This is a genomic window from Desulfobacterales bacterium (genome assembly GCA_034003325.1).
GTDB lineage: Bacteria > Desulfobacterota > Desulfobacteria > Desulfobacterales > JAFDDL01 > JAVEYW01.
The window spans coordinates 1-15738 of record JAVEYW010000032.1 but is presented as its reverse complement, the minus strand read 5'-3'; the positions used below and the strand labels follow the sequence as shown (position 1 = coordinate 15738).

The window sequence follows — 15738 nt, the reverse complement described above, 5'->3', positions numbered from 1 at the left end:
GTGGCGGGCTACAGCGCGCGGTTCGTGGACGTATCGACCTACGGGCAGAACACGATCATCGCGCGAACCGACCAGAAATTCGGCGCGGCGCAATTTGATGATCTGGATGTTGAACTGGCGGAGAAATAAAACTGAAAAAGGGAGAGCGCCGATAACGCGCTTTCCGATGCCGTGATGCTTTCTTCCGGCGACCAGCCGGGGGAAAGCCTATGGCGGCCAAACCAAACGGGGGTATTGACATATGGAGTTTCCGAAATCACCAATTTCCATGCTAAATGAACCGGGCACGAACAAGCCTTGCAAAACCTGCCGCTGGTCAACCAGCGATGTAACCAATCCGATTCAGGGAAGGTGCACCGTCAACAGAGCAGCTTCCGGAGCGGTCTGGGTGCGGCTGATTCCCAATATCAATGAAACGACATGCGCCAAATATGAAAAAGGAACGCTGAGTTTTAGAGATAATATCTAATTCAAACCGGCTTCCGAATGATAAGCGAGATAAAAAAGACGCTTTTTAAGCGTCTTTTTTATTGGAAGCAGAGAACAATCATCTCTATTTACCTATTGATTCCCTTTTTGGTTTAGTAAACGGGGGAACAACATGCCAACATGTTTTTGATAGGTTCGGTAACGGCTTCCATACCGGGCCACCAGATCTTTTTCTTCCAGGATCGTACCGATTACGATCCAGATAGTCCACAGAAGGTTCATTAATAGCCGGTCTGCTGTAATAGACGGGCTTGACCAGATAAAAAGCAAGCAGGACAGATAAAGCGGATGCCGAACGAACCGGTACGCGCCCTTGGTTATAAACGGGGGGCTTTTGAACGGTATTTTGGCCAAATGGTGTTTTAATGCGGTGATGCCCAAAGGATCAAGGTTGCTCAGAGAGAGCAAGCCCCAGCCGCCTACGACGATTGCCGGAAAAAGCAGCAGAACGACCAAGATTTTTGAATAGTCCTTAATGTCGAAGTGAACAAGGAATGATTTTTGCCAGAATATCATGATGACAAACAGCGTGAGCCCGGAAAAAATGGAATAAAATGCTCCCTTCCCAGCGTCACCCAGAAAAGTCGGCTTGAGGCGTTTTCTGATCATCAGACTGTGTTGAACAAAAAAAAGCAAGCTTAGGATCGCATCGAAGCAGAGCGATAAAACCGGTGTGAAATGGAGATTGATCCGGCCCGGAAGGCCTAGAAAAAGAAACAGCCCGAAAGCTGGAATCGCTAATCCGCCGGTGACTGCGGAAAGAAAGATAAGGCAGCAGGCCACGGCACGAGATGGGGGGGCCATATGGTCAGAAGATGTGTCTGCAAGCATTCGTATCACGGCTACACGCTCAGTTATGCGAATAATCTGCTCATGGCGGTATAATGAAAAGATGGGGTTCGCACGGATGCTAGTACCCCAGGTTCTCACCGATCAGCTTGACATGAATTCGATTTTTGATCATGTGGCCTTCAATGACGCTCCACATATTGCAGATTCGCTGAGGAGATTTACAGTCGCTGCACAATCCCGTTTGCACGCAGGGATTGTGCAGACCGTACCGTATGTTGTTGACCGGCGCGGCATAGTGTTTGACCCTGGCGATGGCGGATTTCAGATCCGGGGTGACCTTGTTCATCCCTACCATCAAAATCACCTTTTTAGGACCGAAGGCCATGGCCGCCACGCGGTTTCCCATGCCGTCAAGGTTGACCAACTGCCCATCTAAGGTAATGGCATTTGAGCCGGCGATCATAAGATCGGCGGTCAAGCCCCGTCGTCGGAGCTCGAGCCCCTCTTCCGGTGTCAACTCGGGCAGGTAGGGATCGAGGATCGTGACGCCGGGCAATTTGGCCGCAGCGTCCCAGATACCGGAGGCGACCGTACTCATGGATCCGCCGCGATAAACGGTTGCCCCCGGTGGAATCATGCCGATGACTTCCGCTTTCGCCTGAGTCGCGGTGGTGGCGAAGCTGCCTTCCATGTGGCGTTTCTCTAAATTTTTGATAATCGATGCGGCGATCTTTTCATTCCAAATGGTTTGGTTCTGGTCCATTTTTTTCCCGCCTTTCTATTCAATGCAAAGGGTGTTGGGTGCGTGAAAGCATTTCCCGGCCCATATCAAAAGCGGTGAGGTTTACCGCCACTTTTTCCGAAGACATTTTTTCACGAAGCACCGCCTCGAACTGGTCTTTTTGCAGGGGCAGGGCGCCGGTGGCAGAAAGTGCGCCCACGGCCATGATGTTGCCGAAAATCGGATTGCCGAGCGCTATCGCCGCTTGAGTCGTATCGATAAACCAGACGCTTTCGGAAAGCTCGCAAAGCCAGGCGCGAATCTCTTCTTCAGTCGGATACGATTGCTCGCCGCAGATAACACCGATGGATTGAATGGGCCGGGTGTTGGCGATGACTTTCACACCGGGATTTCCATAGTCTTTGAGCACGCGAATCGCCTCGGTTGGTTCCAGCGCGACCACCATGTGCGCCCTGCCTTTTGGAATCTGAGGCGAGTAGCACGATCGGGCGGACACTCTTAAATGGCTCATGACCGAGCCACCGCGCTGGGAAGCACCAAAGGTTTCCCCGATGGTTACGGTAAATCCCAATCGGGTCAGCATGTCCGCTATGATTCTGGAGGCCAGCACATTTCCCTGGCCGCCGACACCGGTAATGATGAGGTTATAGGGGTCCGCGACGAGCGGAATGCCGTTTTCCATCTATTCCACCTCCTTAACTTCAATGGCACCGGAGGGGCAAATGGAAGCGCAAACGCCGCAACCGGCACAGAGGACCTCGTCAATCTCACTGCTTTTCAGTTCGCTGTTCCAGGTGAGTCCGGGACATTTGAAGACCCGCGTGCACAGCCGGTTGCATCCACAGGCATCCCCTATGCATTTGGTATTATCGACATGCATATGAAAGCGCTTCTTGTTCTTTTTTTGAGGACTTAACGCGCAGGGTTGGCGCAGAATCAGAACATTCACGCCGTCTTTTTCTTCCAGCAGGGCCAACAGGGTTTTTTGCGTGTTCGGCAAATCGAAGGGATCGCAGATGCTCACTTTGGCGCCGATGGCTTTACAGATATCCGGAATGCTCAGGGCCAGCGCGTTTCCTCCCATCGCATCCGTCGGCAGCCCCGGATGGGGTTGAAACCCCGTCATGGCGGTGCCGCTGTTATCGAGAACAACTAAAATAAGGTTGGAACGGTTATGCACCGCGTTGACCAAGGCCGGTATGGCGGCGTGAAAAAAGGTGGAGTCCCCGCATACGGCCAGTACAGGTTGGTTAAATCCAAAGGCGGCCAATTTTCCGAAACCGCTGGCGATACCCGCGCCGGAGCCCATGGCATGAACGGTTTTAAGCGTTTTAAACCCGGTGGCCCCGGCGGCCAGCGTGTAACAGCCGATATCGCCGCAGACAAATCCCCGTCGATTGTCCATGGCGATAGCGGCATGAATCGACCAGAATGATGCCCGATGGGGGCATCCCGGACAAAAGGTCAAATCCCGGACTGGCGCCCCCTTGGCAGCGATGGCGGCGGCGCGATCCGCATACGTGGCGGGCATGCCCTCATAGGGTAGGCCGAAGATGCCGGCAATGGCAGTTACCACACAGTCGGGGTTCAGTTCATTGATGGGGGGAAGGGCGCCCTCTTTTTTGCCGAAAAATGTTTTGGGACCGATGGTTCCGATCCTTTCGACGGCGAATGCTTTGATATTATCTTCCATAAGGGGAAGGGTCTCTTCGACAATTAACACCTTATCGCTGCGCCGAAGGGCTGCTTCCAGGGTTTTGGGGGGCAAGGGCCAGGTGGTTCCCAGCTTTAACAGCCCCACGCGATGGGATGCGTGTAATAACTCGATGGCTTCTTTGCTGTACAGGTGGCAGACGGAACTGGTGATGATCAGCAAGTCAGGTGCTTCGGGCCCGGAATACGTGTTGAAAGGGGATGCATCAAAAAGGGCGGTCACTTTTTTGAGTTTGTCCTGCTGACGGCGGTGCATGAAATCGACAATACCCGGAATGGTGGCCACGGGGCCTTCCATTTGTCCCAGAAGCGGCCCCTCATGGTTGAAAACGGCGCGGGGGGTTAGGGTTGGAAGCGCGCCGAGGACGACATTTCCGCTGGCGTGGCTCATTCGCGTAACGCTTCGAATCATGACCACATTGCGGATTTCCTCGGACAGGTCAAAGGCCCATTGGGTCATTTCCAGCGCTTCCTGAAAATCGCCAGGCTCCAGTAGCGGAAATTCCATCATTTGGGCATAGGGCCGGGATTCTCCCTCATTGGTGCTGGAAAGCGCACCGGGATCTTCGCAGGAGACCAGCACCAGGGCGCCCCGGGTGCCGTAAAGAGAAAGGTGCAGCAAAAAATCGGAGGCGACATTCACGCCCACCTGCTTCATGACGCACATGGCGCGCAGCCCCGCAAACGAAGCGGCGGCCGATACCTCCAGCGCCACCTTTTCATTTGCCGACCATTCGACATAGAGGTTTCTTTCTTTTGCCACCTGTAACAAATTCTGAATAATTTCCGATGAGGGGGTGCCAGGATAGCCTGAAATCACGTTGACACCCGCTTCCAGCGCCCCTCTGGCGATGGCGTCGTTGCCCATGAGAAGGACCCGATTCCCGCTTTGGCCCTCACTTAAAATCGACATTGATCCTCCTGCTGCTATCGGGTCGAGCCCATGGTTTCAAGAACGAATCGAACCACCGGGTCCGTTGCATTCAAGTAAGTCAGCTGCTGCCTATTCCCGCTTTTTTCAATAAGGTGTGTTAAACAGTTTCTTTTTTTGTTCAGCGACGCCTGCTTTAATTTCTCAAGGTTTTCCGTTGGTACGGCTTTAAATTCCAGAAGGCCTTTGGCGCGGGCCGATTCCATCAGTTGCCGGCCGGTTTCCGTGCGAACGATAACCTGGTTCCATCCTTTATCAACGGCCCAGCCATCTGCGCTTCTGGCCGAGCCCACGGATAGATCGGCAAATTCACAGGTCATGTCAAAGCAGTAGCGGCAATTGTCTCGAACGCATGTCTCAATCATTGCCAGCGGTATTTCAACGGTGCCCGAATCCGTGGTCACTTCCATGCACTGATGTTTGCTGGGCGGGATATCGATTTTAAGAATTTTCCGGCTTTGAAATTGCTGATCCAGGATGGATTTGAACCTTTCCCAGGAAAGCGCCCACCCGCAGAACAGACCGATTACCAATTTGAGTTTGGCCATCTTCTCCTTGTCTTGGGGTACCGAATACGCGCGCATTTTAGCCAGGGCGAGTGCTTGGCAGGGCGTGGCGACCACGCCGATGGCCCGGGCCGACCCCTGTGCCGTCTGATTGAATGTTGCCACCGTGGGCGCGACGATGAATTTGCTTTTACTTTGAGACGTCAGATCGTCGCTGCAACCGATTGCGCAACTTTCCGCCAGCAGATTTTCCGATTGATTCGCCAATACGGCCGTATCGATCAGCCCCTCGGCCAACGCCAGGTGCATCAGGGTCGTTACGGTGCCGCCGTGCTGCGCAGCTGATCGCACGGTTTCATTCGTGGCGCGGGTTAGATAAAGGGCTTTTATCGCGCCAAGTTCCGGCGTCAGGTCCACCGGGTCAAAGCCGTTTTGTTGCAGGGCGGCAAGGTCTGTCGGTGTTCTCGGACAATAAGTGTAGCAACGCCCTTGCGTACCGTCGCATTCATTCAGGATAACCGTATGATCCCGATAATGCGCAAAATACGGACACAGATGAACACAGGCGCCGCACCCGGTGCAAAGGCTGTTTTGCAATACGGTTTCTTTAATTTTCGTTTGGGAGCGTTCCTGAATAGTTTCTTGCATCAATACCAACCTCCGATAACGGTATGGCTTAACGTGAATGGTCGCATTTAAAAAAACCAAATTTGACTAGTTCAGCCAAAGAATCAAGGGAAAAATGATGCCGTCTGTTCGCGGGTAGGGTTGCCGAAGGTGAAAGATGGCTTTTAGGCATCCCAGCATCCCAGCATCCGGCTTTGCCGGATAAGGCTTTCAAGCTTTGTCCATGCCGAAGGATGATGGGGTCAAGTCATGCAAGGAAGGGGGAAGGAAGATTCCAATGTCAAAGCCGGCATTGGAATCTTCTTCTGGAATGGCTCAATCGGGTCTATTTTTCAACAACAATAATTTTGCCTTCTTTTTTTAGCTTGCCATCCTGGGTGGTCACGGTGTAACTGAAAGTGCCGAGCTCAGTGAATTTCAAGCTGGAGGTAGAGGCATAGGGAATAAAGCTGGTTACATAACATCCTTTGTCATCGAGACCGAAGCCTTTGAGATCAGGGGAGAGAGAAACGTCTTTGCATGCTTTACCATCTTCAAAGTTTACTTGAATTTCCTGGGAATCTCTGTTTTTTATCGCGACCCCATTGATCCACACAACGACCGTATCTTTGCTGATGATCAGGAACGGCGGATCGAGAATCATCTCGGTTTTATCGCCGGCCGTGGCATAAATATTGACCAAACTGGCAGGTGCCGAGCAGGCATCCTCTGCTTTCATAACGGTCAAAAAAGCGAGCGTGACTACCAATGCGATAACCATAACCCTTGCTGAATTTGTCATTTTCATCTTCATTCTCCTTATTTAATAATGTTTGGGTTGAAAAACACTTTGTGGGCATAACTGCATGGCGCGTTAAAAGTTTGAGAATTGATGCTAACTGATGGTGCCGATCAACTTGTCACCCTCTCTGGATACGGGGTATGCCAGAATCGGGCGCGATGTGGGGCCGTGGATCTTTGTCCCTTTAACGTCATAGGTTGACTTATTGACACTGCAACATTGAACCGTATTCGTTCCGGGAACCGGATCGAGACGCCGATGCCCGATGTGGGTGCAACGGTTTTGGAACATACGGAAAACACCGTCTTCACCATGAACAACGAGTATTCGTTCCGGAAGGTTTCCCCCCTCCAATCGAATGGCACCGCCTGGGTGATGCAATTCGGGAGCTTTTTTCAGGTCAATGGTCAATTTGCCAGCTGAAAATTGCCAGCAGTCGGGACTTTGCGGTTTCGATGTGGCCGGAATGCCGCAAACACGTTGAAAAAAATTTCTTTTCAAGGATTTAACAGGCATAAGACGCTCCTTGGGTTATCTGATCATAGTATAAACGGCGATGGTGTTAACGGGTTCAAACCGGTGCGACAATGCCGCGCACGTCCGTAATTCTAAACTGCACGACGGCACGAATCATCTTGGCTGCGCCGGCGCTGATGGTCTCGGCGATTCTTCCCTTTATCTGCTCAAAGAGTTCACCCTCGCGCGCGATGACATCGACCTTTAAATAGACGCGGGCGCCTTTCCATTCTGCAAGGCTCGCGCCCGGCTCCATGACGATGAAGACCGCCTTTGGATTTTCATTGAGATATTGAAGCGATCGGTTATCACCGATTCCCATCACCACCGTGTTTTCATCGGTCATTTGGGGTGAGCCGAAAACGGCGACATTGACGTCTCCATTCTTGTTGGAAGTACTGAGCGTGCCGATTCTGGGTTTCTTGTTGAAAAGCGCCATCACTTCCCTACGATCCATTTTCGCCTCCTTGTTTTTGATGATGAAACAATGATTGATACCGGTATTGATGAGAATTCAGTTGTAAACCACGGATCGATTCGTCGTGAAAAGGAAAGATCGGTTTGTTGTCATCCCCTCCCTGATCCTTGTGAAAAACAGAGATCAGGGAGGAGCATTAAAGTTGATTAATTTTTTAATATCTCAAATAATTCCAAGGCACTGTTTGCGGCCAGTTCTGTTCCGATTCCATGCCCGCCCGCTTCGGCGGAGCTGAAATAGAGCCCTTTAAGCGGGCTTACAACGCTAGGCCGGCGTTCATGGATTTGATCCACTGTCTGCGCCACCCCGATGATGTTCCCGCCTTCACCGGCAAAGGCATTGACCAGTTTGGGGGGGTCGATCCACACTTTTTCGACCTTGCCTTTGGCTTCGGGAAAAACCTTCATGTGCGAATTAACCAGTGCTTCTTTCCATCTGTCCAGATTATCCGTAATGTCCGGCGGACAACCATGAAGGGAGGTTAACAATTGCTTTCCATTCGGCGCCATGGAGGGATCGAAATTGGTGGGTGATCCGTAACAACCGGCGACCAAATCGGGGACCTCTCCTCTTTTCATTTGATCCGTAACCTTGAGCGGGGGGGAATTTTCATCCGGAATGTAGATAACGCACTGTTTATCCGTTACTTTTTCAGACAATACCATTCGCAGAACCACCCCTTGAATTGAATAGGTAAGCCCTTTTATCTTCGCCACATAATCACCGGGGAAATGGCTTTCACCCACCAAATCCAGTACCGTGACGCTGATGTCGGCATTGCTGATGATCAGCGGTGCGCGATATTCGGTGCCGTCCTCGCAAACAACCCCGACAGCGGTATTATTTTCAACGATAATCTTTTTTACACCGGCGTTCGTTTTAAGCGTGCCGCCGAGTTTCTCCATGGCGGAAAGATACGCGGTCGGCACGGCGGTGTTACCCCCGTCCGGATAGGCCGATGCTTTTGCTACCATCACGTCCCTGAACGCTCTGATGAATTCGGCGGTACTGGCAACGGTGGAGGGTATACAAAAATACTGGCAGACGAAGCTGTCGATGATGGTGTTGGCCATGGCGTTTTTGGTAAAAGAGTGCACCCACTGTTCAACCGGCACATACCATAATTTTTCCAGTTCCTCATCGGTGATCGTAAAAACCTTCGTGAACAGTTTTTCCAACTGACCGCGGTCCGGCTCGGGAACGGCGGCGAACATGGCTTTTTTGGTATATTTTTCAACCACTTCACCGATCTGCAGGTAGGTGTTCTTCACCGTATTCCAGGGAATGATACCCGGCATGCCGATTCGGTTGCAGATTTCCCCTAATGGCCCCTTTTCCGCCAAACAAAAAAAGTGCCATCCCAGATCCAGCAGGTAGCCATCCCTGTCGTAGGATATACAGCGACCGCCAGGCAGCTTGTTTTTTTCAAGTACCACCACATTCCGACCGGCATGGGCCAGCAGGGCGCCGATGGCGGCGCCGCCGATACCACTGCCGATAATAATTGCATCGTATTTTTCAGGCATTATTTTCTCCAATACAGTTTCATTTTGCTACGTTTCTACCAGCTTCAAACCCTTGGTGAATGGCATGGAGCGCCAGTCCGATTTTTCCGGCATCGCCGACTACCTGACAGGGGATTCCCTTTTTCTGCAGAATTTCCTGCAGCGGATTATAAGACTTGGCGCCGGCTGCAATCACAACCGAATCGCAGGGGATTTCACTAATTTCCCCCCCTTTTTCAACTTTGACACCTGTAGGCGTAATTTCCAATGCTTTGGTGTTATTGAGCAGGGTCACACCCGCCCTGTCAATATCCTGCATAAAGGTCCAGCGGGTGGTCAGGCCGACATCCTTTCCGATGGCGGCGATCATTTCGATCAGCACGATTTCCTTGGAGCCCTTCGTCGCTAGTTGATACAAGGTTTCCGGATCTTCGGCGCGGTTGACCAACAAAAATTTGACGGCGTCCCCGGATAACGTGCCCTTTTCCGCCAGAAACAAAGCGGTTTCCAGCCCGACTGCGCCGCCACCGACGACAACGACGCGCTTGCCCGTGGCAACCTTGTTGGTCAATACATCCCAGGCCTGAACGACATGGGGTAAATTGATGCCGGGCACAGGGGGCGTAAGCGGTTTGGCGCCGGTTGCCAGAATAACGGCGTCCGGGGATTCCTTTTCAATCAGTGCGATATCCACTGGTTGATTCAATAGGACGCGAATACCGGCGACGGCCACTTGTTTTGCCAAATCATGGGCTAACTCGACAAACTCTTCACGGCCGGGGGGTGAGCCGGCGAGAAAAAGCTGTCCGCCAAGTGTATCACTTTCTTCGTAGAGCGTGACCGAATGGCCGCACTCGGCTGCAGATAAGGCGGCGCTCATACCGGCCGCGCCACCACCCACCACCATGACGCGAAGCGGTTGCTTTGATGGGGTTATTCGACATTCCGCTTCCCTGCCTGCTTTCGGATTACAGAGACATTCCACGGGGTGTTCCACCATAAACACATGATCAAAGCATCCCTGCCCACAGGCCACACAATGAACGATTTCTTTTTCCTTTCGACCCTGAGCTTTTTGGGGAAGGTAGGGGTCTGCAATCAACGGACGGCCCATGCACACCATGTCGCACATGCCGTTTCCAATCAGTTCCCGAGCCGTGTTCGGGTCATTGATTCGGTGGCCGGTCATGACCGGCACATTGACCAGCGCTTTAATGTCTCGTGCCATAAAGGCGTAGACCCCTCGCGGAACAGCGGTAACGACCTGAGGAACGCGTGCTTCATGCCATCCCACGTTGATGTTAAGCGCATCGACACTTTCGGCAACCAGGGCTTTGGCAAAGGCCTGAAGTTCTTTTCGGTTGTTGCCGCCGGGCATGAAGTCATTTCCGTTCATGCGCACGACGATCGGATAATTATCCCCGACCATTTTCCGAATCGCTCCGATAATTTCCAGCCCGAATCGCATTCTATTTTCTAAAGAGCCGCCATAGCCATCCGTCCGCTGGTTGGTGAGTGGAGATAGAAATTCGCTGATGAGATATCCGGTTCCGCACAACACTTCCAATCCGTCAAAACCGGCTTCTTTGACACGACGGGCGGCTTGTGCGAACGCGTCAATAACCTGATCAATCTCCTCGGGTGTCAGGGCGTGGGGTGTTTCCCGAGTCAAACGGGAAGCCACTGCGGAAGGCGCCAGAGGCTGCCGTTTTCCGATGTCTTTGGAAAACGCATACCGGCCGAGGTGATTAAGTTGAATAAAGGCAGCGGCGCCATTATCTCTTACCGCAGTCGCTACCCTGCGCAGCCCCGGTACAAATTCGTCCTTGTGAGCGCCCATGAAGTGTACACCGCCGGAGTATTCATCCACCGTTGCGCATCCCGTTGTCAGCATACCAACGCCGCCTTTGGCCCGTTCCGCATAAAAATTGACGAGTTTGTCAGTGACCTGGTACTGGTCGCAATAATTCAGGTTCATTGCCGGCATGTTGATTCGGTTTTTTATTTCCAATTGATTGATTTTAATCGGTTCAAATAGAAAATCTCGCATGTTGCCTCCGGAAAATAAAGTAATCGGTAAAATGGCTAAGCTCACACAGGTTAACGCCAAGATTGGCTTCCCCGGTAATGTAATGGAAACGCGTGCTTGATTCAATAGCAAAAAAACACCTTTTCAAATTTTATCAAGGTTTTTTCGGATAGGGTTGATTGCTATAGATTGAAATAAAAAAACGGGTTTCAGGCGCAAACATGCGGTTTCCACACGATATGTTGCGTATTTTTATTAAGCTTATTTCCATATTTTGTTGAAAATTTTTCGATGGCTCAAGCTGCGTCGCTTTGCTTTTCGGCAACCGTCATTAGTTGAAACCAACATCCCACGGTGAATTTGTTCTAACCCCTGTTGGAGCTGAGCGATATCACCCGTGGCAATAACAGTCGAGACGATGGACTGGGCCTACTGCCCCAAAGGGGCTGCATAATCCAGCCCAGGGTTGCGGCGTGTATGCCGCTACCCTGGGAAAGCAAGATGCCAACCTATTTATAAACAACCCCGAAGGGGTTGTGTCAAGGCATTAGGAAGGACAATTTCCACGGGATTGACACAACCCCTTCGGGGTAAGTGGGTAGGGTTCGACCCGATTCCCCAGGGTAGCGGCGTATGCCGCAACCCTGGGCTAATGGACAAAGCCCCTTCGGGGCAGGGGAATGAGACCGGAAGCATACAAAATATACGGAATTTTATTACGATTTATATCAGAACAAAATAACTGTGACCAACATCCTAATTAGGGTTGACTCTTTAGATTGTCTAATATAATAGGTTATTGGGTTTAGGGCGCTGGGGGCGTGGAATCCGCCGGTTGAGCATAGCCGTCAGTATCAAAACGTCCCAATTTGACAGATCATTGAGTTGGGCTCAAATTTCAATCCTCGAAATAAGCTTGGTATTCCTCCGGTTGAAATTTTCACCCGCCTTGACTGTGACCGAACTGAGACGTTTCGAAATTGGCGTCTAACATTGTTTTTGTGAACAATGATATGAATTTTGCAACCCGTCTTTGGCTGGTTGCCCGTTTAGCGTGGTTTTAATTGTATCGCTGCGTATGAAAAATCGCGGGCATTTTCGGTACGAAGAATAATAATTTAAAGTCAACAAAAACACCGCAAAACTTAAAGGATTTCGGCCGTATGAAAAATCAAACCACAAGCACTCTGTTTATTCCTGATGAAGATCCGTACTTTTATATCAGCAATGACATTCTCAGTATTCTGGATAAGGTCAATAAAATTTCAAAAAAGCACCCGGTCAATGTACTGATTGCGGGAAAGCAGGGATGTGGCAAATCGTCTCTTGTCAAACAATACGCAGCAGTACACGGACAACCGCTGGCTACCTTTCAGGTTGGAATTCTTTCAGAGCCCGGGCAGCTTTTCGGAGAATACTCGCTGGAGGCCGGCGAGACAAAATACAAACAATTTCTTTTCCCGCAGGCCATTCAAACGCCAAACTGTGTGATTCATCTTGAAGAGATCAACCGTCCGGAACATCCAAAAGCATTGAACATGCTTTTTTCGATTTTATCCGACGATCGGCAGGTATGGATGGATGAACTGGGGCTTTTAAAAGTGGCGGACGGCGTGGTTTTTTTTGCAACACTGAACGAGGGGGATGAGTTTGTCGGCACCGAGCTTCTTGATGCGGCGTTAAGGGATAGGTTTTACCTTATTTTGATGGATTACCTGCCCAATGAAGTGGAAAAGGAGGTGCTCATCAATAAAACGGGTGTTACCGCCAAACAGGCTGATCACATCATCGACATTGCCAATACATTGAGAAGCAACAGCGAACTGAATGCCGAAATTTCCACCAGAACCACGCTGATGATCGGTGAAATGGTTTACGCCGGCGCCACGCTGGGCGAGGCTATTACGGCAAGCCTTCAAACCAGCAAGGAAACGCTCGAATCCGTGCTGATATCCTTACATATGGAAAAAGGCTATGCGGAAAGAAGGGCATCGGAGTATCTGCTTTTTACGAAGAAAGTTATGGCAAAGTCTCAGGCCACCAGTTAGCCTGTTGAGGTAAACATAAGCACGTAACGCAGCAGAAGGAAAAAGTCTTGGCGATTGAAAGATTTTATATCGAGGGAGAAGACGGCTATTCTGAATACTGGCGAAGGGATAAATCGCCATCGGAGATACCCGAACTCGCAAGAGTACTTCGAAGTATACGACGGATTTCCCGGTATGTTGGTCGTAATGTCGGCGAAATCGTCTGGGAAGGAATGCAAATTAAAAGTGGTATTTCCCTGAATCCCGCCTTTATCATGGGGAAATATCCGCTTCCGGCCCACAAAACCGATGTGGCGGTGGGAATGTCGATTCATAAAAGTTATCAGGTTACGGAGTGGAGTGAGCGATTCAAGGGGATGATTTTGCAGGAACTGACGCTCTCTCCGGTTCAGGAGTTCAAGTTCAAGCTCTTTTTTGACATGGCGGAAAAAATTTACGTGGATCTGCTATCAAACCGAAAAATGCTGGGCCTGTATACCGAAAAACATCGAGAGTGGGAAATCCTGGAAAGACGCAAGTATTTTCTGGCCCCCCCCTCTGTAGAAGAGCTTCTTTATATCTGGTGGGAACGATCCGCCCGTCGAAAGGATTCCGTCTGCGGGGAAGTGGTTGCGCGTGCTGCGGCTATTGAGGTGTCCGAGCCGTCCGTCATTGAGAAATTTTATAAGGAACCGTTAGCGGTACTTGATTCCATTGTAGGCCGGCTTGATAAAAAATGCACTGAGATTCCTTACGTATCCGAGCGAGGAGCCTTTCGGATTTCCCTCTACAGGTCTATTTGGGATGAATTGCTTCGGTACATCTCCTCATGGCCCGGTAACAGCGTGGACCCGTTCGCGTTTCCCCGTGATGAGGTGGATGAAACCGAGTTGGAGGAGGAGCACCCTGCTATTACATCAAAGATATCAGATAGTTCTGCCGCAATTGAAAAAGAGATGAAACGGGGGGGCGGCGACTATACCGAAGATATAAGATCCATTGTGATCAATAAGAATGAGGTCGTTCCCATCAAGGAAAATGACGTTGTGATGTTGGCGGACAAGAAGGTGGACGCCAAGCTGCTCAATGACCTGCGAATGGTTGTCCAGGCCGTTTCCATTCGGAATAAAAGCTATAACCGGGGGCTTGTGACCGGCAAAATTGATCGAAGAAGGTTGTATCGGGCAACGACGACCGGCACCGTTTTTCTGCAGAAAAAAGAACGATATGAGATTCAGAATAATTTCGTGGTGCTGATTGATTGTTCCGGCTCAATGGCTGATCCGGATAAGTGGGCGCGTACACAGACCGTTTTTCAGACCCTCTTTGCCGCGATTAAAGGGTTTAATAAAAAAGCGCGCCTCATTGGGTATAATGAGGTGAACAATATATGTAAAATTACAGAGTTATTCCGATATGGCGCATTTTACACGGTGTATCCGAACGGCAAAACCGCGTCCGGGGAAGCCATCATGGCCACGGTGTTAAGCTTAAAGGGCGATTATAAAAGGCCTTTTATCGTGCACATAACGGATGGGGCTTCGAACTGGGGTGTTAGCGTAAAAGAGGCCATTGCCTACTGCGAGGAAAAAAAGGTCAATTTGCTGACGTTGGGCATAGCCTGCAGCCCGTCCAACAAGATGGCCTTGCGGAATGAATATGGCAACAAGGTTGAATTCATAGATAATATCGATGCGTTGCCGCGACTTTTCAAGAATTTGCTGCAATTCAGCAAACGTGTTTAACTCGGTTTCAGGCCATCCACACATCGTTTAGAAACGCTTTTGTGATGAATTGGCGCCATGAATGTGTTGAAATACAGACATATTCACGGCGAAAATATATTGCGGGGGCGTTTTGTCATTTTCTGCCTCGTGATTCGTGCATACCAGACGAGTCGGTGCGCTTCACGACAGCAGCTCAACAGCAACAAAAGTCAAATTATATGTAATTACAATCGCTTTTCCGCTACAAGCACCTCGTCAGTCAGATGGCGCCGTTTTTCAGCAACGGTTTGCATTTAAACGCCAAAACGGTGAATAGTTGACATTTTATGATCCTGATCAACGTTGATCCTCGCGCAAGAATAGTTAAAAATATTATAAATATAATTTGTTATATATAATTAGCATCGTTGGCGCATTTTTTGTATGTTTTTTAATATGCCAAATTTTCACGTAAAACTTTTTACAATCCGACGTGATCGCAATGTTCAAGAGACCGATATCGATATCGCATGAAAAGGCAAATTGTGTCTGTAAATCAATCAGCTAAATGAACTTCAGCAAAGAAAAGCGGGGAAACATGATTGGAAACAGCTGCACGAGAAGGAGAATATGGGCGAAACGGGTTCAGGGCTTTATGTTGTCTGCGGTTTTACTCTTCATTGTTATCGGTTTTTTCCCGATAAAGGCTTACTCGGTGGGCGACTTTCATTTGTACTCCATGCCGGGCGCATGGGCGCAAGACCTTAATACCAATGCCGTTTCCTTAACAATTTGTTTTGTATTCATAGAAAAATCGATGTTGTTTGACCCTGTGTCGCCTTGGAAATTTTCTGTTGGGTCTCACGGATTCTGTCGTCTGAATGAATATGGTTCTT

The 15738-nt window shown here is 50.1% G+C and carries 14 protein-coding genes; 4 read left to right on the top strand and 10 right to left on the bottom strand.

The features are described 5' to 3' along the window. The first annotated feature begins 241 nt into the window (after positions 1-241). Positions 242-469, top strand: coding sequence for a benzylsuccinate synthase beta subunit family protein (locus RBT11_20285; protein MDX9789125.1), 228 nt, complete (start codon positions 242-244; stop codon positions 467-469). A 92-nt stretch (positions 470-561) separates the two neighbouring features. Here RBT11_20285 and RBT11_20280 read toward each other — a convergent pair whose 3' ends face one another. The 10 genes from RBT11_20280 to RBT11_20235 form a co-directional block, all read right to left on the bottom strand. Continuing rightward, on the bottom strand, positions 562-1320 hold the full coding sequence (locus RBT11_20280; protein MDX9789124.1) for a methyltransferase: 759 nt from the start codon (positions 1318-1320) through the stop codon (positions 562-564). A gap of 79 nt (positions 1321-1399) precedes the next feature. After that, positions 1400-2044 (bottom strand): lactate utilization protein, encoded by a 645-nt coding sequence (locus tag RBT11_20275; protein ID MDX9789123.1) that lies wholly within the window; start codon positions 2042-2044, stop codon positions 1400-1402. Positions 2045-2063: 19 nt separating this feature from the next. Beyond that, on the bottom strand, positions 2064-2705 hold the full coding sequence (locus RBT11_20270; protein MDX9789122.1) for an indolepyruvate oxidoreductase subunit beta: 642 nt from the start codon (positions 2703-2705) through the stop codon (positions 2064-2066). Next, positions 2706-4649, bottom strand: a complete 1944-nt coding sequence (locus RBT11_20265; protein MDX9789121.1) for a thiamine pyrophosphate-dependent enzyme — start codon at positions 4647-4649, stop codon at positions 2706-2708. It abuts the gene before it with no gap. Between the two features lie 14 nt (positions 4650-4663). Then, positions 4664-5821, bottom strand: coding sequence for a Coenzyme F420 hydrogenase/dehydrogenase, beta subunit C-terminal domain (locus tag RBT11_20260; protein MDX9789120.1), 1158 nt, complete (start codon positions 5819-5821; stop codon positions 4664-4666). A gap of 304 nt (positions 5822-6125) precedes the next feature. Then, positions 6126-6587, bottom strand: a complete 462-nt coding sequence (locus RBT11_20255) for a hypothetical protein (protein MDX9789119.1) — start codon at positions 6585-6587, stop codon at positions 6126-6128. 87 nt (positions 6588-6674) lie between these two features. Then, positions 6675-7097 carry a Rieske 2Fe-2S domain-containing protein gene (locus tag RBT11_20250; protein MDX9789118.1) on the bottom strand — a complete coding sequence of 141 codons (423 nt, stop codon included), beginning with the start codon at positions 7095-7097 and terminating at the stop codon, positions 6675-6677. 55 nt (positions 7098-7152) lie between these two features. Further along, the gene (locus tag RBT11_20245; GenBank protein MDX9789117.1) at positions 7153-7554 is read right to left on the bottom strand and encodes a pyridoxamine 5'-phosphate oxidase family protein; all 402 of its coding nucleotides are present in this window, start codon (positions 7552-7554) and stop codon (positions 7153-7155) included. Between the two features lie 167 nt (positions 7555-7721). Then, on the bottom strand, positions 7722-9101 hold the full coding sequence (locus tag RBT11_20240; GenBank protein MDX9789116.1) for an FAD-dependent oxidoreductase: 1380 nt from the start codon (positions 9099-9101) through the stop codon (positions 7722-7724). A gap of 19 nt (positions 9102-9120) precedes the next feature. Beyond that, on the bottom strand, positions 9121-11130 hold the full coding sequence (locus tag RBT11_20235; protein MDX9789115.1) for an FAD-dependent oxidoreductase: 2010 nt from the start codon (positions 11128-11130) through the stop codon (positions 9121-9123). 1142 nt (positions 11131-12272) lie between these two features. On the opposite strand from RBT11_20235, the gene RBT11_20230 reads away from it, so the two are divergent. From RBT11_20230 to RBT11_20220, 3 genes are all read left to right on the top strand, one after another. Beyond that, positions 12273-13157, top strand: coding sequence for a MoxR family ATPase (locus tag RBT11_20230; GenBank protein MDX9789114.1), 885 nt, complete (start codon positions 12273-12275; stop codon positions 13155-13157). A gap of 47 nt (positions 13158-13204) precedes the next feature. Then, positions 13205-14881 (top strand): vWA domain-containing protein, encoded by a 1677-nt coding sequence (locus RBT11_20225; GenBank protein ID MDX9789113.1) that lies wholly within the window; start codon positions 13205-13207, stop codon positions 14879-14881. A 559-nt stretch (positions 14882-15440) separates the two neighbouring features. Beyond that, positions 15441-15738: hypothetical protein (locus RBT11_20220; GenBank protein ID MDX9789112.1), on the top strand; the 298-nt coding region annotated here is incomplete at its 3' end.

What these genes read in the sequence shown, in the direction of transcription:
- RBT11_20280 (MDX9789124.1), bottom strand. Translation starts at nt 1,320, where the DNA reads ATGCTTGCAGACACATCTTCTGACCATATGGCCCCCCCATCTCGTGCC.
- RBT11_20285 (MDX9789125.1), top strand. Translation starts at nt 242, where the DNA reads ATGGAGTTTCCGAAATCACCAATTTCCATGCTAAATGAACCGGGCACG.
- RBT11_20235 (MDX9789115.1), bottom strand. Translation starts at nt 11,130, where the DNA reads ATGCGAGATTTTCTATTTGAACCGATTAAAATCAATCAATTGGAAATA.
- RBT11_20245 (MDX9789117.1), bottom strand. Translation starts at nt 7,554, where the DNA reads ATGGATCGTAGGGAAGTGATGGCGCTTTTCAACAAGAAACCCAGAATC.
- RBT11_20255 (MDX9789119.1), bottom strand. Translation starts at nt 6,587, where the DNA reads ATGAAAATGACAAATTCAGCAAGGGTTATGGTTATCGCATTGGTAGTC.
- RBT11_20275 (MDX9789123.1), bottom strand. Translation starts at nt 2,044, where the DNA reads ATGGACCAGAACCAAACCATTTGGAATGAAAAGATCGCCGCATCGATT.
- RBT11_20260 (MDX9789120.1), bottom strand. Translation starts at nt 5,821, where the DNA reads ATGCAAGAAACTATTCAGGAACGCTCCCAAACGAAAATTAAAGAAACC.
- RBT11_20265 (MDX9789121.1), bottom strand. Translation starts at nt 4,649, where the DNA reads ATGTCGATTTTAAGTGAGGGCCAAAGCGGGAATCGGGTCCTTCTCATG.
- RBT11_20270 (MDX9789122.1), bottom strand. Translation starts at nt 2,705, where the DNA reads ATGGAAAACGGCATTCCGCTCGTCGCGGACCCCTATAACCTCATCATT.
- RBT11_20250 (MDX9789118.1), bottom strand. Translation starts at nt 7,097, where the DNA reads ATGCCTGTTAAATCCTTGAAAAGAAATTTTTTTCAACGTGTTTGCGGC.
- RBT11_20240 (MDX9789116.1), bottom strand. Translation starts at nt 9,101, where the DNA reads ATGCCTGAAAAATACGATGCAATTATTATCGGCAGTGGTATCGGCGGC.
- RBT11_20230 (MDX9789114.1), top strand. Translation starts at nt 12,273, where the DNA reads ATGAAAAATCAAACCACAAGCACTCTGTTTATTCCTGATGAAGATCCG.